Annotated in this window: 19 protein-coding genes; 18 read left to right on the plus strand and 1 reads right to left on the minus strand. The window is 62.0% G+C overall.

All coding sequences use genetic code 11. The annotated features are described in order from the left end of the window. Positions 1-28 precede the first annotated feature (28 nt). On the minus strand, positions 29-679 hold the full coding sequence (locus IPI01_06130; protein ID MBK7257373.1) for a VTT domain-containing protein: 651 nt from the start codon (positions 677-679) through the stop codon (positions 29-31). 119 nt (positions 680-798) lie between these two features. Between IPI01_06130 and recG the strand changes: the two genes are divergently transcribed. The 18 genes from recG to IPI01_06220 all read left to right on the plus strand — a co-directional run. Next, positions 799-3,027, plus strand: a complete 2,229-nt coding sequence (gene recG, locus IPI01_06135) for an ATP-dependent DNA helicase RecG (protein MBK7257374.1) — start codon at positions 799-801, stop codon at positions 3,025-3,027. Positions 3,028-3,280: 253 nt separating this feature from the next. Next, positions 3,281-4,252, plus strand: coding sequence for a D-alanine--D-alanine ligase (locus tag IPI01_06140; GenBank protein ID MBK7257375.1), 972 nt, complete (start codon positions 3,281-3,283; stop codon positions 4,250-4,252). A 10-nt stretch (positions 4,253-4,262) separates the two neighbouring features. After that, the gene (locus IPI01_06145; GenBank protein ID MBK7257376.1) at positions 4,263-5,384 is read left to right on the plus strand and encodes an ATP-grasp domain-containing protein; all 1,122 of its coding nucleotides are present in this window, start codon (positions 4,263-4,265) and stop codon (positions 5,382-5,384) included. Then, positions 5,369-5,878 (plus strand): GNAT family N-acetyltransferase, encoded by a 510-nt coding sequence (locus tag IPI01_06150; GenBank protein MBK7257377.1) that lies wholly within the window; start codon positions 5,369-5,371, stop codon positions 5,876-5,878. The genes IPI01_06145 and IPI01_06150 overlap by 16 nt, the downstream gene beginning before the upstream one ends. A gap of 9 nt (positions 5,879-5,887) precedes the next feature. Next, entirely contained in the window at positions 5,888-7,024 is a 1,137-nt protein-coding gene (locus IPI01_06155) for a KamA family radical SAM protein (protein ID MBK7257378.1), read from the plus strand. A gap of 146 nt (positions 7,025-7,170) precedes the next feature. Then, positions 7,171-8,895, plus strand: a complete 1,725-nt coding sequence (locus IPI01_06160) for a DNA primase (protein MBK7257379.1) — start codon at positions 7,171-7,173, stop codon at positions 8,893-8,895. Beyond that, complete coding sequence (locus IPI01_06165; protein ID MBK7257380.1) at positions 8,874-9,041, plus strand: hypothetical protein; 168 nt, start codon at positions 8,874-8,876, stop codon at positions 9,039-9,041. The genes IPI01_06160 and IPI01_06165 overlap by 22 nt, the downstream gene beginning before the upstream one ends. Positions 9,042-9,197: 156 nt before the next feature. Beyond that, positions 9,198-10,244 (plus strand): glycosyltransferase family 9 protein, encoded by a 1,047-nt coding sequence (locus tag IPI01_06170; GenBank protein ID MBK7257381.1) that lies wholly within the window; start codon positions 9,198-9,200, stop codon positions 10,242-10,244. Positions 10,245-10,308: 64 nt separating this feature from the next. After that, positions 10,309-11,244 carry a DUF3108 domain-containing protein gene (locus tag IPI01_06175; protein ID MBK7257382.1) on the plus strand — a complete coding sequence of 312 codons (936 nt, stop codon included), beginning with the start codon at positions 10,309-10,311 and terminating at the stop codon, positions 11,242-11,244. A 20-nt stretch (positions 11,245-11,264) separates the two neighbouring features. Then, positions 11,265-12,224: a hypothetical protein gene (locus IPI01_06180; protein ID MBK7257383.1), complete on the plus strand. Its 960-nt coding sequence runs from the start codon at positions 11,265-11,267 to the stop codon at positions 12,222-12,224. Further along, entirely contained in the window at positions 12,217-13,152 is a 936-nt protein-coding gene (locus tag IPI01_06185) for a CPBP family intramembrane metalloprotease (protein MBK7257384.1), read from the plus strand. Before IPI01_06180 ends, IPI01_06185 begins: the two co-directional genes overlap by 8 nt. Positions 13,153-13,574: 422 nt before the next feature. Beyond that, on the plus strand, positions 13,575-14,114 hold the full coding sequence (locus tag IPI01_06190) for a phosphatidate cytidylyltransferase (protein MBK7257385.1): 540 nt from the start codon (positions 13,575-13,577) through the stop codon (positions 14,112-14,114). Positions 14,115-14,124: 10 nt separating this feature from the next. Next, positions 14,125-15,444 (plus strand): 30S ribosomal protein S12 methylthiotransferase RimO, encoded by a 1,320-nt coding sequence (gene rimO, locus IPI01_06195; GenBank protein ID MBK7257386.1) that lies wholly within the window; start codon positions 14,125-14,127, stop codon positions 15,442-15,444. Further along, on the plus strand, positions 15,441-16,772 hold the full coding sequence (locus IPI01_06200; protein ID MBK7257387.1) for a GWxTD domain-containing protein: 1,332 nt from the start codon (positions 15,441-15,443) through the stop codon (positions 16,770-16,772). The genes rimO and IPI01_06200 overlap by 4 nt, the downstream gene beginning before the upstream one ends. Before the next feature lie 33 nt (positions 16,773-16,805). Further along, positions 16,806-18,545 carry a BamA/TamA family outer membrane protein gene (locus tag IPI01_06205; protein ID MBK7257388.1) on the plus strand — a complete coding sequence of 580 codons (1,740 nt, stop codon included), beginning with the start codon at positions 16,806-16,808 and terminating at the stop codon, positions 18,543-18,545. Further along, complete coding sequence (locus IPI01_06210) at positions 18,542-19,219, plus strand: ribonuclease HII (GenBank protein ID MBK7257389.1); 678 nt, start codon at positions 18,542-18,544, stop codon at positions 19,217-19,219. Before IPI01_06205 ends, IPI01_06210 begins: the two co-directional genes overlap by 4 nt. Further along, entirely contained in the window at positions 19,220-19,504 is a 285-nt protein-coding gene (locus IPI01_06215; protein ID MBK7257390.1) for a YraN family protein, read from the plus strand. It begins immediately after the preceding gene. Positions 19,505-19,692: 188 nt separating this feature from the next. Beyond that, the coding region (locus IPI01_06220) for a carbon starvation protein A (protein ID MBK7257391.1) at positions 19,693-20,974 on the plus strand (1,282 nt) is incomplete at its 3' end.

The following is a 20,974-nucleotide window of genomic DNA, read 5'->3' on the forward strand; positions in this document are numbered from 1 at the left end:
CCACAACGGATTCACAACGATGCAGGATCTACGGAGCCGGGTCGGGGTCGCGGGTCACCGACGATGAAGCGGCTTTCCGGCTTTCGCGGCGATGCTGCAGGTACTTGATCCCCACCGGGAGCACCGACACGAAGATAATGGCCGCGATGACGTATTCCAGGTAGTTCCTGATACCCGGAACGAGCGTACCGAGAAAATACCCGAGCAGGGTCATGCTGTTCACCCAGAGGATCGCGCCCAGGATGTTGAACGTGATGAACCGGCGGTACTGCATCTCACCGACGCCGGCCACCACGGGCGCGAACGTCCGTGCGAAAGGCATGAACTGGGCCATCACGATCGTGAAGGCCCCGTACTTCTCATAGAACTCTTTCGTCTTCAGGAGATGGTCGCGACGGAAGAATCGCGATTGAGGGCGGTTGTAGAGGGCCTGACCTGCTTTCCGTCCGATGAGATAGCCGGTGGAATTGCCGAGGATGGCGGCTGTCAGGAGCAGACAGATCAACACCACGATGTCCAGCTGTCCCCGCGCGGCGAACAAGCCCGCCGTGAACAGGAGCGAATCGCCGGGAAGGAAAAACCCAACGAACAATCCCGTCTCAGAAAAGATGATCACAAAGAGTCCGATGTAACCGCCCCAGGCGACGATCTCTTCCAGCGTTGGCAGATGTTCGAGCACACGTCCTCGTGGTAATGGTCTGGTCGTTCAAGATACGACCTTTGGGGAAAAGACACAACGTCAAACTGCCGCTGCTTGCGTGTGGGCGCACGTCGTTGTATCTTGGCTGACACCACCACATGATCCGGCCATCGTCCATATCGCTGCTGCATCAGCCCGTCCAGTTCCTGAAGGGGGTCGGGCCGAAGAAGGCCGAAGCACTCGCTGCCGAAGGGATCGTCACGGTGCGCGACCTCCTCTTCACGGTGCCGCGCCGGTATATCGACCGCACCACGGTGTCCACGATCCAGCAGGTCCGCGGCATCGCGCAGTCCGGCCGCGAGGACGACGCCGATATCCGCCGCGAGGCAACGGTGGTGGGGGAGGTCCGCTCGTTCCGCGTGATCGGCGCGGGCCGCAAAGCACGCTTCATCCTCATTCTTGCCGATGCGACCGGGTCGCTCCAGTGCGTCTGGTTCGGCGGCGTGCAGTACTGGCGGTCACGCTTCGTCGTTGGTGAACGCATCGCGGTGTCCGGACAGCCAACCCTGTTCGGGGCCGTACTGCAGTTCGTGCACCCGGACGTGGACCGGCTTGCGCCGGCCGTGGAAGGGGAGAGCGGCGCGGAGGATTGGGGGCGTACGCTCGGTGCCGGCGGACTCGTGCCGCTGTATGCAAGCACGCAGGAGCTCGCACGCGTTGGGCTGGACAGCAGCGGATTCCGGCGGATGATCGGCGCCGTGCTGCGTGAGTACGGGGGCGCGATGCCCGATCCGCTGCCCGCGGAACTGCGGGCGCGTCATCGCCTCGTCGGGCTCGGGTCCGCACTGCAGGCCGTACATTTCCCCAAGGACAGTGCGGACATTGCCACCGCACTGCGCCGGCTGAAGTATGAAGAACTCTTCGATTTCCAGATCAAGCTTGCGTTGCAGCGCTCCCTCGCGCGCAATGAATCCGGCGGCACCTCCTTCAACGTGCAGAGTGCACGCGCGCGGACGTTCGTGGACGCCCTGCCGTTCACCCTTACGGCGTCCCAGATCAAAGTGGTGAAGGAGATCCTGGACGACATGAAGGCGCCGCGTGCGATGCACCGACTGCTGCAGGGCGATGTGGGCAGCGGGAAGACCGTGGTGGCGCTCATCGCCATGCTGGTCGCCGTGGACAACGGCTACCAGGCGGTGTTCGTGGCGCCCACCGAGATCCTCGCGGATCAGCACTTCCGGACGATGCGGACGCTCCTGGGCGCGCTCCCGGTGAACTACCGGCTGCTGGTCGGCGCGCAACGTTCGCGCCTGCGCAAGGACGTCCTCGAAGATATCCGCGAGGGGCGGGCGGATATCATCATCGCGACGCATGCCGTGTTCGAAGAGGGGGTGACGTTCGCGAAACTGGGCTTTGTGGTGATCGACGAGCAGCACCGCTTCGGCGTGCTCCAGCGCGCGCGCATCCGCGCGAAGGGGGTGAACCCCGACGTGCTCATCATGACCGCCACGCCGATCCCGCGCACGCTGTCGCTCACGCTGTACGGCGATCTGGATGTCTCGGTGATCGACGCGCTGCCTTCGGGACGCAAACCGATCCGTACCGTGGTGAAGTATGACAATGAGAAGGAAGGGATGTATGCGTTCGTGCGCGAGCAGATCGCACTCGGGCGCCAGGCGTATTTCGTCTACCCGCTCATCGAAGAGTCGCCGAAACTCGAACTGAAAGCCGCCACGGTGCATCTGGAACACCTCCAGTCGGAGGTCTTCCCCGATCTGCGGCTCGGCCTGCTGCACGGGCGCATGGCGACGGAGGAGAAGGATGCGGTGATGCAGCGCTTCAAGCAGCGGGAACTCGATATCCTCGTTGCGACGACGGTGATCGAGGTGGGGATCGACGTGCCGAATGCATCGGTGATGGTGATCGAGAACGCGGAACGCTTCGGCCTGTCGCAGCTGCACCAGCTGCGCGGACGTGTTGGACGGGGCAGCGATCAGTCGTATTGCATCCTGATGACGGAGCGTTGGATCGCGCAGCGCGCGCAACGCCTGCGCCGCAGCGGAGGCGACGACGAAGCGAAGCAGGAGTACCGCGCGGCGGAGCGCCGGCTCGCAGCGATGGTGCAGACGACGGATGGCTTCGCGATCGCTGAAGCGGATCTCGCATTGCGCGGGCCCGGCGACTTCTTCGGCACGCGGCAGAGCGGCATGCCTGCGTTCCGCGTCGCCGATCCCGTCGCCGACAACGCGATCCTCGTCGAAGCGCGGAAGGATGCGTTCGCACTCATCGAGAGCGACCCGCACCTCCGCGACGACGATCATCGACACCTCGCCGAGCATCTTCGTGCCCGCTTCCGGGAGGAACTCGCTCTGATGCAAACCGGTTGATTTTTGCACTTTTTTCTTGACACCCACGCATAATTGCTTATATTTACCAACAAGTCATGAAGTTGGACATCCCGGAAAGTTTCTGGTACCTTCTCCTCAACAGCTTCCGTCGTCATCAAGAACGATAGCACTCGTCTACAACGTCAAGACGGAAGCAGCTTCCTCCCCATCGACCACTCCCGATCAGGCATCAGAGTCTCTTCTCAGTGATCGCACCGCTGTCTCCCTTTCTCACGAAGCGCGCACACAGGACATGTACGCCGAGTGGGATACGATGGACACGATCCTTGCGGTCCGCGATGCCATCGCCGGGAAGTATCCGGTCGAGCTGATCGAAGCGAACGAGGAAGCGTACGAGAAGCTGCGCACCCTCCGCCCGGCGTTCGTGTTCAACATCGCGGAAGGGCTGCACGGCGTGTCGCGCGAAGCGCAGATGCCGGCGATGCTGGAGTTCCTCCAGATCCCGTACCTCGGTTCCGACCCGCTGACCCTCGCTCTCTGCCTGGACAAGGCCCGTGCGAAGGAGGTCCTGGCCTACCACGACGTCCGGACGGCTTCATTCGTCCTGATCCGGAGCATGGAAGACCTCGAAGATGCCCGCGTCCGCTTCCCGCTGATGGTGAAACCTCTCCATGAAGGGTCGAGCAAAGGCATCTACAACTCGTGCGTCGTGCGGAGCCCCGAAGAGCTCGAGAAAGAGGTCCGGCATATCCTGGAGACCTATCACGAGCCGGCGCTGGTGGAGGAGTTCCTTCCCGGACGTGAGTTCACCGTGGCCATGCTGGGGAACGGGGACGACCTCCGGGTGCTTCCGATCGTGGAGATCTCCTTCGATGCACTTCCTCCGGGGATGAACCCGATCTATTCCTATGAAGCGAAGTGGATATGGGACCGGTCCGATAAGCCGCTGGAGATCTTTTCCTGTCCGGCACGGCTGACGGACACGCTGGCGGACGATATCCGCGACCTGTGTATGCGTGCCTATCGTGTGCTGGGATGCCGCGACTGGTCACGTCTGGATGTCCGGCTGGATGCGACAGGCAAGCCGCACATCCTTGAGATCAATCCGTTGCCGGGCATTCTGCCCAGGCCCGAAGACAATTCATGCTTTCCCAAGGCGGCACGAGCGGCGGGGATGTCGTATGCGCAGTTGATCACTACCGTCCTGGAGATCGCGATGGCGCGCTGCGGCGTGCCTGCTTCGGCCGTGGTGCCCGGACAATAACGGAACCCATATGGGCAAAAAATTACGAATTTCAATACTTTTTAACGAACCGGTCGTCAGCGATGTGGATATCAAGAACCTCATCGCAGAGGACGGTAGCCTCCGCCGCGATCCCGACGCTCTATTAAAGAAGGCGGCCGCGGAGAAGAACCGGAGATCCTCGAAAAACGCCCCCGCTCTCGATCTCTCCGAAGTCGGTGTCCTCGACGAAATGGAAGACATCAAAAAGGCGCTCGATTCGCTCGGGTACCGGACCTCCATCGTCAACGTCAACAGCGAGATGTTCCGGTTGATCGATTACCTTCGCGCAGACCGCCCCGACGTGATCTTCAACCTGGTGGAGTGCGTCGAGAACGAATCGCTGATGGAGATGAACGTTGCCGCTCTGTACGAGCTGCTCAAGATCCCGTACACCGGTGCCGGACCGCTTGCCCTCGGCACAGCGCTCAACAAGCCCCGTGTGAAGGAGATCCTGACGTATCACGGCATCCGCACGCCCGACTATCAGGTCTTCCGCGAGGAGGACCGCATCGTGCTGAAAGAGGGGATGACATTCCCGCTCATCGTGAAGCCGTCGCATGAGGATGGCAGCGTCGGCATCTCCGACCGCTCGATCGTGAACAGCGCAGCGGAACTCCGGAGACAGGTGCGCGCTGTCCATGCCGAGTTCCAGCAGGCCGCGCTCGTCGAACAGTACATCGAAGGCCGCGAACTCAACGTCGCCATCCTCGGTGCACTTGCTCCGCAGGTGCTGCCCGTCTCCGAGATCGATTTCTCCGGCCTGCCGACCGATATGCACAAGATCGTCAGCTACGAGGCGAAGTGGATGCACGGCACCGCCGCGTACGTTGGCACCCGCGGCGTCTGCCCGGCCAGGCTCACCGCACGCCAGGAAGCCGAGATCAAGAAGTCCGCGCTGGCCGCGTTCCACCTCATCGGCTGCCGTGACTATGCGCGGGTGGATTTCCGCCTGACGTCCGAGGGTGTACCGTACGTCCTGGAAGTGAATCCGAATCCCGATATCTCCGCGACGGCGGGCTTTGCCCGTTCCGCGCGCACCGCTGGCCTCTCGTATCCCGAAACGGTCGGCGCCATTGTCAATTCCGCGATGGAGCGATGGGAACAGCAGTGATCACCGGCACGATCCGTCCGCTGCTGCGGTCGGACAGAGAACCGATCCTTCGCCTCATCAGGGCGACGGGCGTGTTCAGTGACGAGGAGACCGCCATCGCCGCGGAACTGATCGACATCGTCCTCGACCGTCCGGACCAGAAAGACTACGAGATCGCCGTGTACGATGAAGGCGCTGGGCCGCTCGGCTACACGTGCATCGGTCCGACGCCCGGCACTGAAGGGACCTTCGATCTGTACTGGATCGCCGTCGACCCTGCACTGCACGGTCGGGGCATCGGACGGGAACTTGATCTTCATGTTGAACGTTCCGTCAGAGAGAGGAACGGGCGTCTCATCGTTGCAGAGACGTCATCGACACCACGCTATGATGCAACACGGATGTTTTACCAACGCCGGGGCTATGCTGAGCTCTCTCGTATCGCGGACTACTATCGTCCGGGCGATGACCTCGTGGTCTACGGCAGATATCTTGTCTCACAACAGGGAGTGTGACAGGCACGCATGGAACATTGGCAGGAAATGTTGCGGCAGAGTGTGGACAGTTCCAAGGACCTCGTCGAGAGGTTCGGGTTCAACACGGAACTCGCCAACCGTCTGAATAGCCTTTTTCATATCCGTATCAATCCATACTACCTCAGCCTCATCCGGTACCCCGGTGATCCCATCTGGCTCCAGTGCATTCCGGACGCCAAGGAGCTTGAGGAGGACGGATTGCCGGAGGACCCGCTGGCGGAGGATTCCCACAGCCCGGTTCCCAGTATCGTTCACCGGTATCCGGACCGGGTGCTGTTCCTGACCACGAGCCAGTGCTCGATGTACTGCCGCTTCTGCACGCGGAAGCGCAAGGTCGGCGACTCCAGCAAGATCAATATGAAGTACATCCAGGGGGGCATCGATTATATCGCCGCCCACCCGGAGATCCGGGACGTCATCATGTCGGGCGGTGATCCGCTGATGCTCACCGACTTCATGCTCGAGCGCATCATCTCCGGCCTGCGGGCGATCCCGCATGTCGAGATCATCCGTCTGGGCACCAAGATGCCGTGCGTGCTTCCGCAGCGCGTCACACCGAAGCTGGTGAAGATGCTCCGGAAGTACCATCCGATCTACATCAACACGCATTTCAACCATCCGTGGGAATGCACGCTCGAGGCCAAACGTGCCTGCGAAATGATCGCGGACGCCGGCATCCCGCTGGGCAACCAGGCGGTGCTGATGAAGGGCGTGAACGACGACCCGGATGTGATGCTGGAACTCATGCGCAAGCTGCTGGCGATGCGCGTCCGCCCGTACTACCTGTACCAGGCCGACATCACCAAGGGTGCGAACCATTTCCGCACACCGGTGAGCGTGGGGCTGAACATCATGGACAAGCTGCGCGGCCATACCTCCGGCCTGGCGATCCCGCAGTTCGTCATCGATGCCCCGGGCGGCGGCGGCAAGATCCCGCTCCTTCCGCAGTATGTGCTCGGACGGAACGGCAACCAGATCATCCTCCGCAACTACAAGTACGACATCTACACCTACCCCGACGTGGAAGAGGATCCGAAGATCCCGACCCCGACGGTGGAGCGGCGCTTCACGCGGAAGAAGAAACGTACCGCGCCGACCTACGCACCGGACGAGGCAAAGGTGTAGAAGGTCAGGGAAGCAGGAATACGCACGCATGGACGCCAGGGCTCATATCCCTGGCGTTTTTTTCATCGTCATGGGCCGATCCATCACTCCCCTCCAACCGTTTCCTCCTTGTTGCTCTCCCTTCCGGGCAATGTGTACATTACTGGATGCGTATCCCCGATTCCATCGTCGATGATGTCCGTACTGCGTCCGATATCGTGGACGTCATCGGCGCGGTCGTCCGCCTGAGGAAGCGCGGCAGGAATTTTCTCGGCCTCTGCCCCTTCCATCAGGAAAAGACCCCGTCGTTCACCGTCAGCGCGGAGAAGCAGATGTTCCATTGCTTCGGCTGCGGGGTGGGGGGGAATGTCTTCTCGTTCGTGATGGAACACGAAAAGCTCACGTTCGTCGAGGCCGTGCGTGCCCTCGCCGAAAAGGCCGGCATCCGGATCCCCGAACAGGGCGGAGACGATCGGGGCGACAATTCCGAACAGGAGCGTGTCCTCGCCATCCTGCGCCTGGCCGGGCTCCGGTATCACGATCACCTCATGACCGGCACCGAGGGGAAGCTCGCGCTCGAGTATTTTCGTCATCGTGGCCTGAGCGACGCCACCATTGGTGCCTTCGGGTTGGGTTATGCTCTGAACTCCTGGGAAGATCTCCTTTCGTACGCGCGCCGTGAAGGATTCGACCCGGCGATCCTCGAAAAGGCCGGACTGGTCGTGCGCCGTGAGGATGGCTCCGGGCACTACGACCGGTTCCGCGGTCGCGCGATGTTCCCGATCTTCTCGCCGAGCGGCAGAACGATCGCGTTCGGTGCACGCAAGGTGCGCGAGGATGACCCGCTCGCCAAGTACATCAATTCTCCCGAAACCCCGGTCTACAACAAGAGCCGTGTCCTGTACGGACTTTCACAGGCGAAGGACGCCATCCGCGACAAGGAGATGGGCCTGCTGGTGGAAGGCTACATGGATCTCATCACCCTGCACCAGGCCGGCTTCCAGAACGTCGTTGCCTCCAGCGGCACGGCGCTCACCGTGGAGCAGATCCAGCTCCTCGGCCGGTATACCAGAACCGTCACGCTCGTGTATGATGCCGACTCCGCGGGCTCGAAGGCCACGCTGCGCGGCGGGGACCTCGTGTTGGAGCAGGATATCGATGTGCGGGTGACGGAACTGCCTGCCGGCGAAGACCCGGATTCTTTCATCCGGAAGAATGGTGGCAAGGCGTTCCAGACGCTGCTCGATGGCGCCGTGTCCTTCCTGGATTTCCGTGCGCGACAGATGAAGGCCGAAGGGCTCCTCACCACGCCCGAAGGAAAAGCGCGCGCGATGCGCATCCTCGTGGAAACCGTCGCGAAGATGCGGGATGAGCTCAAACGCACGTTCTTCATCAAGCGCCTCGCGCAGGAATACGATATCTACGAGAGCGTGCTCTTCCGCGAACTGGACACCGTGCTGGGGAAACGGCAGCCCGGCAGTACGCGCCCCGAACGCCCCGCGCACTCTTCCGGACAAACAGGTGTCCCCTCTACCGCACCTGTGGCCCGCCCACCGGTCACCCCGGCAGGCATCCCTCCGATCGAACGGGACCTCCTCAAGCTCATGCTGGAACACGGCAGCGTGATGGTCCGGCATGTGTTCGAACACATGGACATGGCGATGATCACGTCGCCGACCGCCCGTGCGATCATCGATGTGGTCGTGCAGCATGAAGACGGCGGTGCGTTCTGGGATGCGGGAACGATCGTGGATCATCTGGAGCACCCGGTCCTCAAACGGATCGTCACCGAACTCACGATCGCCCGGCATGAGATCAGCAAGGGCTGGCAAGCGATGGGCTCGGATCCGCCGCGCCCGATCCCCGTGCGATGGCCGACGATTGCATCCTGAGGCTGCAGTTGCAGGCCCTGGACGAGCGCATCGCCGAAACATACCGGCTGATGAAGGATGCCCAGCTCCGGGGAGAGGATATCACCGCGTTCCAGCAGGGTATCATGGAACTCCAGCGCCAGAAGAAGGACTTCCAGCGCCGCTGACCGAAGCGTCAGGCGCCAGGCCGCCCCGGGAAGAGCGCCGGCACCCGCCCCGCTTTGCGGATCCTTCCTCAATTGAAATTGAGCCCGCCCGAGGGTATATTGTAGTATGACGCACGCCGGAGCCCGTTCCTGTTGAGTCACCCCCGCAGAATCCTCGTGGTCCGTACCGACCGCCTTGGCGACGTCATTCTCACGCTTCCGATGCTTGCCCTGTTGCGCGCACGGTATCCCGATGCCTGGCTGGGGATGCTCCTGAGCAGATACACCGGCGAGATCGTCCGGAACCACCCCGCGGTGAATGTGTTCTTATGGAATGACGATGCCGGGAAACCCCGCCCATCGTCCGCCCTCATCGCGGAGATCCGTGCGCAGCGGTTCGATACCGTATTCCTGGTTCACCCCACGCCCCGTCTGGCCTGGATCATGATGCGCGCGGGCATCCCGCAACGGATCGGAACGGGCTACAGGTACTATTCCGTTCTGATGACGCACCGGGTGTTCGAACACCGGAAGGACGCGAAGCACCACGAGCTTGAATATAATCTCCGGCTGCTGGGTGCACTCGATCCGGCGATCCGGGTGGAGGGTGTGAAGCCGGACTTCGGGCTCCGGCTCCAGCCGGAAGCGGTGACGCATGTCGCCGCACTCCTCGCCTCGAAGGGGCTGGGGGAGAACGAGATGTTTGCAGTGATCCATCCGGGCAGCGGCGGATCGGCACGCGATTGGCCGCTGGACCGATTCGGAGCGCTTGGTGCGCGCCTGGCGAAGGATGGCGGTCTGCGTATCCTTGTGACGGGTGGCGCGGGGGAATCCGCGGCCGTGAACATGGTGGTGCATGGTACCGGCCCGCGTGCGCTTTCGCTCGCCGGTATGCTGTCGCTTCCGGAGCTTGCGGCGCTGTACGCGCGCGCCGCGGTGGTCGTTGCCAACTCTACCGGGCCGCTGCATCTCGCGGCGGCTCTCGGGACGCCGGTCGTCGGGATCTATCCCCAGCTCACGCCGATGAGTCCGGCTCGCTGGGGGCCATACACGGACAAGAAGCGTGTCCTTGTCCCGGATGAACCGGCGGATTGCCGGTCGTGCCGGAACGGTGAGCGGTGTGTCTGCATCGACTCCATAACGATCGATCAGGTCTATGACGCAGCAAGTTCATTCCTTACAAGAACCAGCCAGGACGGCACCCGGGAGGGAACGCATGCGTAACAGTGGAAAGACGGCGGCATTCCGCCGATGGGCGGCACGGTTCGGCCTCGTGGTCCTCCTGGTGATGGTGGCGGTGTTCGTGTTGGACGCCCAGATCCAGAAGAAGGCGGTGCCGAAGAAGAAAACGACGGCCGCGCAGCGCGCCGCGCTGGCGAAGGCAGATAGTCTCCGCAAAGTGCGCCAGGCCGATTCGCTCCGTGCTGTTGCCCGGGCATGGGCCGTCGCCGATTCCACGCGCCGGGCCGATTCCCTCGCCCGGAGGGCCGTGGAGCTGGCGCGCATCCCGAGATACCGGACCATCAAACAGAATGCCTTCGGGGTCGGCGAGAAGCTCGTGTTCGACGTGAACTACGGTATGGTCACGGCGGGCGAGGCCTTCATGACCATTGCCCGCACCGACTCCATGTTCGGAAGGAAAGCGTACCGCATCGAGTTCGGCGTGAACTCCCTGCCGAGCTTCTCATGGATCTATAAGGTCGAAGACCGCTACCTGACCTTCATCGACGTCGAGGCCATCGCGCCGCTCCGTTTCGAGCAGCATATCCGTGAGGGGTCGTACAGCCGCGATTTCACCGCCGACTTCGACCAGATGCGCCATGTCGCGCGGACATCGGAGGGCGAGTATCCGATCCCCCCGTACGTGCACGACATCCTCTCCGCATTCTATTACGCGCGCATCGTGGACTACTCGAAGTTCGCGGTGGGCGATACCATCGGGTTGCACAATTTCTACAAGGACAAGAGTCACGAGCTCATCGTGAGATTCCTCGGCAGGCAGGAACTGGAGGTCGAGGCCGGTACCTTCCGGACCCTCGTCGTCGAACCCCTGGTCAAGGAGGGTGGCCTGTTCAAGAGCGAAGGCCGCATCGTGATCTGGCTGACCGATGATGAACGGAAGCTCCCGGTACGGGTGAATACCAAGGTGGTCATCGGTTCCATCGATGTGGAACTGCGTGAGTATTTCGGGATCAACGGTCCGCTCCCATCGCGGATCAAGTAGTCTTTTCTCCAGGAGGCGGTATGCCACGACATCCACGCGCTGACCTGTCGAAGGTCACCACGATCTCCATCGGCTCGCGGGAGAGCAAGGTCTCCCCGAAGTTGTTTGCCGTTCCCTTTGACGGGAAGCAGGATTCCTTCCGTCTGTTCATGAAGGGGCTGCCGGACATTCTTGTGGCGAAGGACCTGCGGGGCCTCGTCCATGACATCGTCCAGGCACGAAAGAAGGCGAAGCCGGTCGTCCTGATGATGGGCGCCCATGTGGTCAAGGTCGGACTTGCCCCGGTGATCATCGACCTGATGGAGAAGAATGTCATCACTGCCGTCGCAATGAACAGTGCCTCGGCCATCCATGATGTGGAGACCGCGCTGTTCGGGCAGACATCGGAGGATGTGGCGGAGAACATGATGGACGGCCGGTTCGGCATGGCGAGGGAAACGGGGGATTTCATCAACGGGACCCTCTCCTCGTCCGTGCTCAACGGCGATGAAGGGTACGGGGAGGCGCTCGGACAGCAGTTGCTCAAGGACAAGGCGAAGAACGCCCGCGTCAGCATCCTCGCATCCGCATCCCGGTTGGGGGTGCCTGTGACCGTGCATGCGGCGATCGGGACCGACATCATCCACCAGCAGCCGACCATGAACGGTGCGGCCACCGGCGAGATGTCGATGCGTGATTTCACGACGCTGGCCGCGGTATGCGGCAAACTCACGGGCGGCGGCGTGGTGTTGAACGTCGGGAGTGCGGTGATCATGCCCGAGGTGTTCCTCAAGGCCCTCACCGTGGCACGCAATCTCGGTGCGAAGGCACGGGGCTTCACGACCGCGGTGTTCGATATGAACTCCCAGTATCGTCCGACCATGAACGTGCAGCGCCGTCCGACGCAGGACGGTGGCAAGGGGCTCTACATCACGGGCCATCACGAGATCATGATCCCGCTTCTCGCAGCGATGGTCATCACGGAGCTTGGCAATGACTGACCCGACGCAGGTCCCCGAAACGACCCCACAGCCCGTCCCGGCAACGGTGCCGGCCCCACGCGCGCCGTTCTTCCGTCGGCTGAGTCCGGTCGCATTCGTCATCCTCACCCTGGCCGGCGTGTTCATCCTCTACCAGATCGTCGCGGGCGGCATACTGCTCCTCCTCGTGGGGGGTGATATCACGACGGACACGGTCGGTGTGGTCCGATGGTCCACGGTGATCGGCCAGCTGGTCTTTCTCCTGGTGCCTTCGCTCATTCTGACGCATCTGCGCTACGGGAAGATCTTCGAGCCGCTCCGGTTCAAGCGGATCGACCCGCTGCAGTTGCTTGTCGTCCTTGTCGGCGTCGTCGCGCTGCAGCAAGTGCTGCAGGGCTATATGCTGATGCAGGAGGCGATCCCCGTGCCGGCAGCGCTCGAACGGATCCTCATTCCGATCAAGCAGATGATGGAAGCGATGTTGCGGATCCTGCTGACCGTGAACTCCACAGGCGAGTTCCTGCTGGTGCTCGTGATGGTTGCTGTTGTGCCCGCAGTCTCGGAGGAGATCCTGTTCCGTGGACTCGTGCAGGGCGATCTCGAACGGTCCATCGGCGGGTGGAAGAGCGCGGTCGTGGCGGGCGTGGTGTTCGGCGTCTACCATCTGAACCCTTTCAATCTTGTGCCCATCGTCGTGATCGGTATTGCCTTCGGCCTCATCGTGTACCGCTCGGGCAACATCCTGCTGGCCATGGCGGCGCACTTCCTGAACAACGCGATCGCCGTGTTCGCGGTGTGGGTGGGGGTGGCCGACGATTTCCTGTTCTTCGCGCCGCAGGGTGCTCCCGCGGCCACGGCGATCGCGTTGAACACTCTTGTCTGTGCCGTGGTTTTTCTGGCGCTAATGTGGTACTTTATTCGCATCACACGCAGACCTCTCCAAGCCTGACCGGAATGCCATGTCCATGAGCAATCTCACGACGCGCGTGCTTGTCGCGCTCGTCGGTATCCCCCTTGTTGTCGGTGCGGTCTTTGCCGGCGGCTATTTCTTCTTTGCCTTCGTCCTGGCCGTGTCGGTCCTGGCCCTGCGCGAATTCTACGTCCTCGCCCGCGCCAAGGGAGCGTTCCCTCAGGATGTGGTCGGCTACATCGTCGGCGTGCTGATGGTGCCGGTGTTCCTGTATGATCGGCTGCACACCGTGATCATCGGTGCCTTCGTGGAGGCAGGCGTGGAGGTTCCGTTCCCGGTCATGGCCCAGGAATTCCTGATCCTGCTCCTTGCCGCGGTGCCCGTGATGCTCGTCGTGGAGTTGTTCCGCGGAAAGCCCAATGCGCTCCTGAATGTCGCGGTGACGGTCATGGGGGCACTCTATGTGTCTGCGTTCTTCGGCAGCCTCGTCGGACTGCGTGAGCTGTTCGTCCCGGCGGACTTCCCCGTGTACGCCCATTTCCCGGATGCCGGTCCCGTTCGTCTCGGAGGAGACCGCCGCGACGATCTACCGGTGGGGGGCGTGGACCGTGCTGACGATCTTTGCTGCTATCTGGGTCTGTGACTCGGCCGCATACTTCGCCGGACGGGCATTCGGCAAACACAAGCTCTTTGAACGCGTCAGCCCCAAGAAGACCTGGGAAGGTGCGATCGCCGGATTTCTTGGTGCGATCGCGGCCTTTCTCATCATGCAGGCGCTCGTGCTTCCGTATCTCACCGTGACGCAGGCACTGGTCTGCGGCATGATCGTCGGCATCTTCGGGCAGCTCGGCGATCTTGTGGAGTCACTCCTGAAGCGGGATGCGGGCGTGAAGGACTCTTCGTCGCTGATTCCCGGACATGGCGGCGTGCTGGACCGCTTTGACAGCATTTTGTTCGTATCTCCTCTCCTCTTTTTGTATCTCGATTTCATCGTATTCTGACGGGACTGTGATGGCGCAACGTGCGGGTGAACGGAAGAGTGGCAAGCCCAGGGTGCATGTGATCACCATGGGGTGCGCGAAGAACACGGTCGATTCCGAGAAGCTGCTGGCGCAGCTCCGCATCAACCGTATCCCCATCGCATCGACGATCGACGATGCCGATGTGGCCGTGATCAACACCTGCGGATTCATCGACGCGGCAAAGGAAGAGTCGATCGACATGATCATCGCCGGCGTGAAGAGGAAGGGCCAGGGCCGGCTCCGGAAAGTGATCGCGATGGGATGTCTCACCGAACGCTACCGGGTGGATCTCGAGAAGGAGATCCCGGAGGTGGACCGGTTCTTCGGTACCCATCAGCTTGGCGATGTGCTGGAGGAACTCGGCGGCCATCTCCGCACCGAGCTCCTGGGCGAGCGCTTCCTCACCACGCCCTCGCACACCGCATATCTGAAGATCTCCGAGGGGTGTGACCACCCCTGCTCATTCTGTGCGATCCCGCTCATGCGTGGCAAGCATGTGAGCCGTCAGCCCGCCGACATCCTGGAGGAAGCGCGCTCCCTTGCGCGCAACGGCGTCAGGGAACTCATTGTCATCGCGCAGGATACCACGTTCTACGGCATGGACCTGTGGGGAGAGCGCCGCCTGGCGTCGCTGCTGGATGCTTTGGCCGGCATTGAAGGGATCGAGTGGATCCGGCTGATGTACGCGTATCCGGCGCACTTTCCCCTCGATGTGCTTGATGTCATGCTGAAGCATCCGAACATCTGCCGCTACCTCGATATGCCCGTCCAGCATGCATCGGATAAGGTGCTGAAGTCGATGCGGCGGGGGATGACCTCCCGTGCTCTGCGCGGGCTGGTGAAGGCCATCCGCGAAAAGGTTCCGGGCATTGCCCTCCGGACCACGCTCATCGTCGGGTATCCGGATGAGGGAGAGCAGGAATTCGCGGAATTGCTGGAGTTCGTCCGCGAGGCACGGTTCGACCGGCTCGGCGTGTTCACATACTCCCTGGAAGAGGGGACGACGGCCCATCCGCTGGGGGACCCCGTGAGCCGCGAAGAGAAAGAACGCCGCCGTGCGGCGGTGATGGAAGTGCAACGGGAGATCGCGGAGGAGATGAACGATGCCCTGGTCGGGTCCCGGCTTCGCGTCCTGATCGATCGCCAGGAAGGTGATTCCTGGTACGGGCGGACGGCAGCGGATGCTCCTGAGATCGACAACGAAGTGATCATTCCCGTCGAAGGGGCAGACCTTGCGCCCGGGACCTTTTCGGACGTCGGAATCGTTGATGCGTATGAGTATGATCTATTAGGAAGGGTGTCCATATGACGACGAGATCCGGCAGATCCTGGTCCCGCCTGCTCCTTGCGGCGTTCGCCGCGGTCCTGATCGCGGCAGCGGCCCCGGCCGGTGCCCAGGTGGAGGTTGAAGGGACAAGCCGTGAACGGGAGGCGAACGACCAGTCGCTGTTCATCGATGTGATCGGTTTTTCAAGCCGCACCGGTGGTGGCGCGCGGCTGGACGTGTTCGTGCAGGTGGGGTTCGACATCCTCTCGTTCCTGAAGAACGGTGAGCTGTATGATGCCTCGTACGAGATGACCATTTCGGTGCTCGATTCCGCCGGCAGTCTTGTCAGCGAGAAGCTGTGGACGGAAGAGGTGAAGGGTGTTCCTTTCGACAGATCGGTCTCCCCGTCGTCGGTCAGCATCACCCAGCGGTCGTTTCCCGTTAACCCCGGGCGCTACCTTGTCCGCGTGATGATGTATGACAAGGAAAGCAAGGTGAACCGCCAGATCGCGCGCGAAGTGCAGGTCCCGGATTTCGGCGGCCCGGACCTCTCGCTCAGCGGCATCATGGTGTTGAACCGGGTGGTGATGCAGGGGGATCGCAGGTCGATCACGCCGAACGTGTCGTCGAATATCGGCACCATTCCCGATTCGTTCTTCGTGTACGTCGAGACGTACAATCCGAAGAATCTCGACACCACCGATATCTTCATGGTCGTGCTGAACTCCAAGGGAGACGCGGTCCTTGCACGCGATACGGTGGTCATCCTCAAGCCCGGCAGGGGTGACCTGATCCTCACCTTTTATCATGCCACGCTGCCTCTGGGCGACTACAAACTGGCCGTCAGTGCACGGTCGCCGAAGGCGATGGAAGACGATCCGATGCTGGCGACCACGGTGAAGAATGTGATCGTCCGGTGGCAGGGGGTCCCGCGTTCGGTGAAGGACCTCGACCTCGCCATCGACCAGCTCCGCTACATCGCGAAGGACGACGAGTTCAGCACCCTCCGCGACTCGAAGAGCGCGGAGGATAAGCAAAAACGATTCAATGATTTCTGGAAGAAGCGCGACCCGAACCCCAATACCCCGCGGAACGAGCGGATGGAGGAGTTCTACGCACGCGTGGAATATGCCAACAAGCATTTCAGCCACTATCTGGATGGCTGGCGCACGGACATGGGTATGGTCTTCATCGTCTTCGGGCCTCCGAACAACGTCGAACGCCACCCGTTCGAGACCGATACGAAGCCGTATGAGGTCTGGTCGTATTATGAGCTGAACTACAGTATCCTCTTCATGGATGAGACCGGGTTCGGAGATTACAGGCTGCAGACCCCGATCTGGGAACTCTGGCAGCGGGTCCGGAATTAAGCCGGCCAGCGTCACGATGCACATGTCACGGCTATGAACAGAGCACGACTCATCCTTCTGATCCTCTGTTTTCTTCCTGGTGTCCAGGGGGCGGCTGCGCCGCCCCTCATCACATCCATCGACGTCAATGGCTGTTACCGGTTCCCCGCCTCCGATGTCACATCCTGGCTTGCCCCGCATCTCCGTCAACCGTTCGTCCCCGAACGGCTGGAAGCGATCACCGCCATCTTCCGTGAACGGTACCGTGCCGACGGTTTCTATTCTGCCGGGGTCGCGTTGACGGAGGCGGTGTACAGCTCTGACAGCGCCGTGGTGATGCTCACCCTGGGCGTCGAAGAAGGGAACCAGGCGGTGATCGCCACCATCGACCTCCGGGGCGTCCGTGCGTTCGATCCCGGTGTGCTCCGGGCGATCATGGAGAGCCGCCCTGGTGCCGTGCTCTCATCGAACACGCTCGAAGGCGACATCGTGTCGCTGCTTGACCGCTACGAACATGCCGGCTACGCGCTTGCGGCGTGCTCGGTAGGCGATGTTGCACTGGTACCCGCCGCGGATGTCGATTCGGCGTTGGTCGTCCTGGAGATCGAGGAAGGTCCGCGGGTCGTCATCGACGAGGTGAGGGTGGAGGGGAACAAGGAAACGCAGACCGGCGTGATCCTGCGCGAGACCCGCATCGGCGCGGGCGAGGTGTATCAACCCGAACGCGTCGCGGCCATCCGCTCGCGACTCAACCGGCTGTCCATCTTTTCGCGGGTGGATGAACCCGAACTCTACATGGTCGGCACACGGGGAGGTCTGCTCCTGCGCGTCGAAGAAGGGAAGACCAACACCTTTGACGGGATCGCGGGGTATGCGCCCGGCCTCAACCCCGGCGATGCGGGATACTTCACAGGGATGGTCACGATCGGGATGAGGAACCTCTTTGGTACCGGTCGCAAGATGAACCTCCGGTGGCAGAAAGAGGACCGGTTCTCGCAGGACCTGTCGGTGGGGTACGTTGAGCCCTGGCTGTTCGGTTTCCCGGTCAATGCAGGGGCGGATTTCCAGCAGCGGCGGCAGGACAGCACGTATGTGCGGCAGGCGGGGACATTCACCATCGAGCTGATGGCGCCTGAAGAACTCTCGCTCAGCCTGTCCGGCACGACCGAAAGCGTCATTCCATCATCCGACACCGTGACGGCCCGGGTTCCGCGGAGTTCTTCGCTCGGCGGCGGCGCGGAGGTGTTGTACGACACACGGGACGATATCTACAGCCCTGAGGGTGGCGCACGCTACCGCGCGGATTATCACTATGCGCGCAAACGCATTGCCGCGACGGCGTTCACACCCGGTATCGATGCCAACGTGCAACGATTCGGCCTGGATCTCGAAGTGTATGTCTCGCCGTTCGCACGCCAGGTGATCGCCGTGGGTGTGCATGGGCGTCAGGCGCAGGGTGGTGGCGTGGATGAAAGTCAGATGTACAGGTTTGGGGGCGCACAGACGCTCCGGGGATACAGGGAGAATCAGTTTCTTGGCTCCCGGGTGGCGTGGACGAACACCGAGTACCGTTTCCTGCTCGGGCGGAGATCGTTCGTGTATGGCTTCATGGATACGGGATACTATTACCGGCCGGGCGACACGCGCACCGCGCTGCCTTCCACCGAGGCCTTTCACTATGGCTACGGACTCGGGTTGCGGTTCGACACGCCGCTCGGGAATATGGGTGTGAGTTTCGCCCTCGGCAAAGGTGATTCATTCGCCCAGGGGAAGATCCATGGGGGTGATCGGTGACTTCTGAGAAGAGCAGGCGGACAGGCCCGACGCTGCAGTATGAGAACGAGCTGCATGCACGAGGTGTGAAGCTTGTGGCGGGCGTTGATGAGGCGGGCCGCGGCCCGCTCGCGGGGCCGGTCGTTGCCGCTGCGGTCATCCTGCCCGAAGGCGTCCTCATCCCCGGCGTGGATGATTCAAAGAAGCTCACGGCGGCGAAGCGGGAGGCGTTGTACGACGTGATCTCGCTTCCCGCGGTCGCCGCGGGGACCGGTATCGTGGGCCACGAAGTGATCGATCGCATCAATATCCTGCAGGCGACCTACCGCGCGATGCACCAGGCGCTGGCGGCGCTGAGCGTCATGCCCGGGCACGTCCTCGTGGATGGGAACAGATTCGCGGGCACGGGCATTCCATTCACCACGATCGTGGACGGCGATGCCCTGTCGCACTCCATTGCCGCCGCGTCCATCATTGCCAAGGTCACGCGCGACAGGCTCCTGTGCGACTACGACCGGCTGTATCCTGCCTACGGCTTTGCACGCCACAAGGGGTACGGCACGGCGCAACACCGCGCAGCGATCGTTGCCCATGGTCCGTGCCCGATCCATCGGAGCACATTCCTGTCCGGGATCCTGGACGGTGCCCGGTCGCAGGAAGAGGTCACGATCGGGGAAGGGGACGGCACAGCGTGAATGGTCCGGGGGTATGGAGAGCAACTCGCCCGCGCATTCCTTGTCCGTGAAGGGTTCAGGATCCTGGAAATGAACTACCGGTTCCATCACGGTGAGATCGACATCATCGCCGAGGAGGGAGAGGTGCTGGCCTTCTGCGAGGTGAAGACGCGCACCAACGACAGGTACGGGGCTCCCGAACTCGCCGTGACCGCGCTGAAACAACGGCAGATCCGGAAGGTTGCGCTCGGGTATCTTACGGTGCGTGGTCTGCACGACCGTGGTCGCACGGGGCCACCGTTTTAATGCCGGTTCGACGTCGTTGCCGGCCCCGATGCATTCCGCTGAGGTGGTGTGCGCCGGAGCTCACGCTGATCCGCGATGCTTTCAGGTAGTGCTTGCCTTTTCGCCGCGTTTGTCCAATATTAGCATAAGAAACGCTGTTCCGCTGGTGAGATGACGAACCCCCGAATCTTTCCGGAAAGACATTCCTGATGCATGCACTCCCATTGATCCTGATCGCGCTGTGTGTCATGGCGATCGCGTACCGCTACTATAGCGCGTTCATTGCCGCAAAGGTCCTCACGCTCGATGATACGCGAGTGACCCCGGCACATACATTCAATGACGGACAGAACTACCAGCCCACGAATAAGTGGGTCCTGTTCGGGCACCATTTCGCTGCGATCTCCGGCGCGGGCCCGCTCATCGGCCCGGTGCTCGCCGCGCAGTTCGGCTTCCTCCCGGGCTTCCTCTGGCTCATCGTGGGCGTCGTTATCGCCGGTGCCGTTCACGATTTCACCGTTCTGGTCTCGTCCGTGCGGCAGGATGGCAAATCGCTGGCTGCCATCGCCCGCAAGGAGATCAGTCCGCTCGCCGGCCTCATCAGCTCCATCGCCATCCTGATCATCCTCGTCATCGCTCTTGCAGGGCTTGGTATCGCCGTCGTGAATGCGCTGAGTGAGAGTTCCTGGGGCACGTTCACGATCGCCATGACCATCCCCATCGCCCTGGTGGTCGGGCTCTGGATGTACCGGATCCGTCCGGGAAAGATCACCGAGGCCAGCATCATGGGTGTGCTGATGGTGGTGGCGGCCGTGGTGGGCGGGAGCTATGTCCCGGGCAGTGCGATCGCGCCGTGGTTTACCCTCTCGCGCGACGGCATCGTGCTGTCGCTCATTATCTACGGGTTCATCGCCTCCGTCCTGCCGATCTGGCTGCTGCTGATCCCGCGGGACTATCTCAGTTCGTATATGAAGATCGGGACCATCGGGGCACTCATCCTGGGTGTCATCATCGTCAACCCGGAACTCAAGATGCCCGCATTCACCCAGTTCATCGGGGGCGGCGGGCCGATCATCCCCGGCAAGCTGTTCCCGTTCCTGTTCGTGACCATCGCCTGTGGTGCCATCTCCGGATTCCATGCGCTGATCTCCATCCGGGACGACACCGAAGCTGATCAACAAGGAGCGATACCCGCTTCATCGGGTACGGGGCGATGCTCATGGAGGTTGGTCGGCATCGTGGCGCTCATCGCAGCCTGCTCCCTGGAGCCGGGCGACTACTTCGCGATCAATCTGTCGCCCGAGAAATTCGCGGCGCTGGGCATGTCGCCGGTGCATCTCGAGACCCTGTCGCGTGAAGTGGGCGAAACTGTTGCCGGCCGTCCGGGTGGCGCGGTGTCGCTGGCTGTCGGCTTTGCATACATCTTCACGGGCCTTCCCGGCCTCGAAAAGCTGATGGGATTCTGGTATCACTTCGCGATCATGTTTGAAG

Source organism: Ignavibacteriota bacterium (assembly GCA_016707525.1).
GTDB lineage: Bacteria > Bacteroidota > Ignavibacteria > UBA10030 > UBA6906 > JAGDMK01.

What these genes read in the sequence shown, in the direction of transcription:
- IPI01_06200 (MBK7257387.1), top strand. Translation starts at nt 15,441, where the DNA reads ATGACGACGAGATCCGGCAGATCCTGGTCCCGCCTGCTCCTTGCGGCG.
- rimO (MBK7257386.1), top strand. Translation starts at nt 14,125, where the DNA reads ATGGCGCAACGTGCGGGTGAACGGAAGAGTGGCAAGCCCAGGGTGCAT.
- IPI01_06155 (MBK7257378.1), top strand. Translation starts at nt 5,888, where the DNA reads ATGGAACATTGGCAGGAAATGTTGCGGCAGAGTGTGGACAGTTCCAAG.
- IPI01_06205 (MBK7257388.1), top strand. Translation starts at nt 16,806, where the DNA reads ATGAACAGAGCACGACTCATCCTTCTGATCCTCTGTTTTCTTCCTGGT.
- IPI01_06180 (MBK7257383.1), top strand. Translation starts at nt 11,265, where the DNA reads ATGCCACGACATCCACGCGCTGACCTGTCGAAGGTCACCACGATCTCC.
- IPI01_06190 (MBK7257385.1), top strand. Translation starts at nt 13,575, where the DNA reads ATGTGTCTGCGTTCTTCGGCAGCCTCGTCGGACTGCGTGAGCTGTTCG.
- IPI01_06160 (MBK7257379.1), top strand. Translation starts at nt 7,171, where the DNA reads ATGCGTATCCCCGATTCCATCGTCGATGATGTCCGTACTGCGTCCGAT.
- IPI01_06140 (MBK7257375.1), top strand. Translation starts at nt 3,281, where the DNA reads ATGTACGCCGAGTGGGATACGATGGACACGATCCTTGCGGTCCGCGAT.
- IPI01_06165 (MBK7257380.1), top strand. Translation starts at nt 8,874, where the DNA reads ATGGCCGACGATTGCATCCTGAGGCTGCAGTTGCAGGCCCTGGACGAG.
- IPI01_06145 (MBK7257376.1), top strand. Translation starts at nt 4,263, where the DNA reads ATGGGCAAAAAATTACGAATTTCAATACTTTTTAACGAACCGGTCGTC.
- IPI01_06175 (MBK7257382.1), top strand. Translation starts at nt 10,309, where the DNA reads ATGGTGGCGGTGTTCGTGTTGGACGCCCAGATCCAGAAGAAGGCGGTG.
- IPI01_06185 (MBK7257384.1), top strand. Translation starts at nt 12,217, where the DNA reads ATGACTGACCCGACGCAGGTCCCCGAAACGACCCCACAGCCCGTCCCG.
- IPI01_06150 (MBK7257377.1), top strand. Translation starts at nt 5,369, where the DNA reads ATGGGAACAGCAGTGATCACCGGCACGATCCGTCCGCTGCTGCGGTCG.
- IPI01_06215 (MBK7257390.1), top strand. Translation starts at nt 19,220, where the DNA reads ATGGTCCGGGGGTATGGAGAGCAACTCGCCCGCGCATTCCTTGTCCGT.
- recG (MBK7257374.1), top strand. Translation starts at nt 799, where the DNA reads ATGATCCGGCCATCGTCCATATCGCTGCTGCATCAGCCCGTCCAGTTC.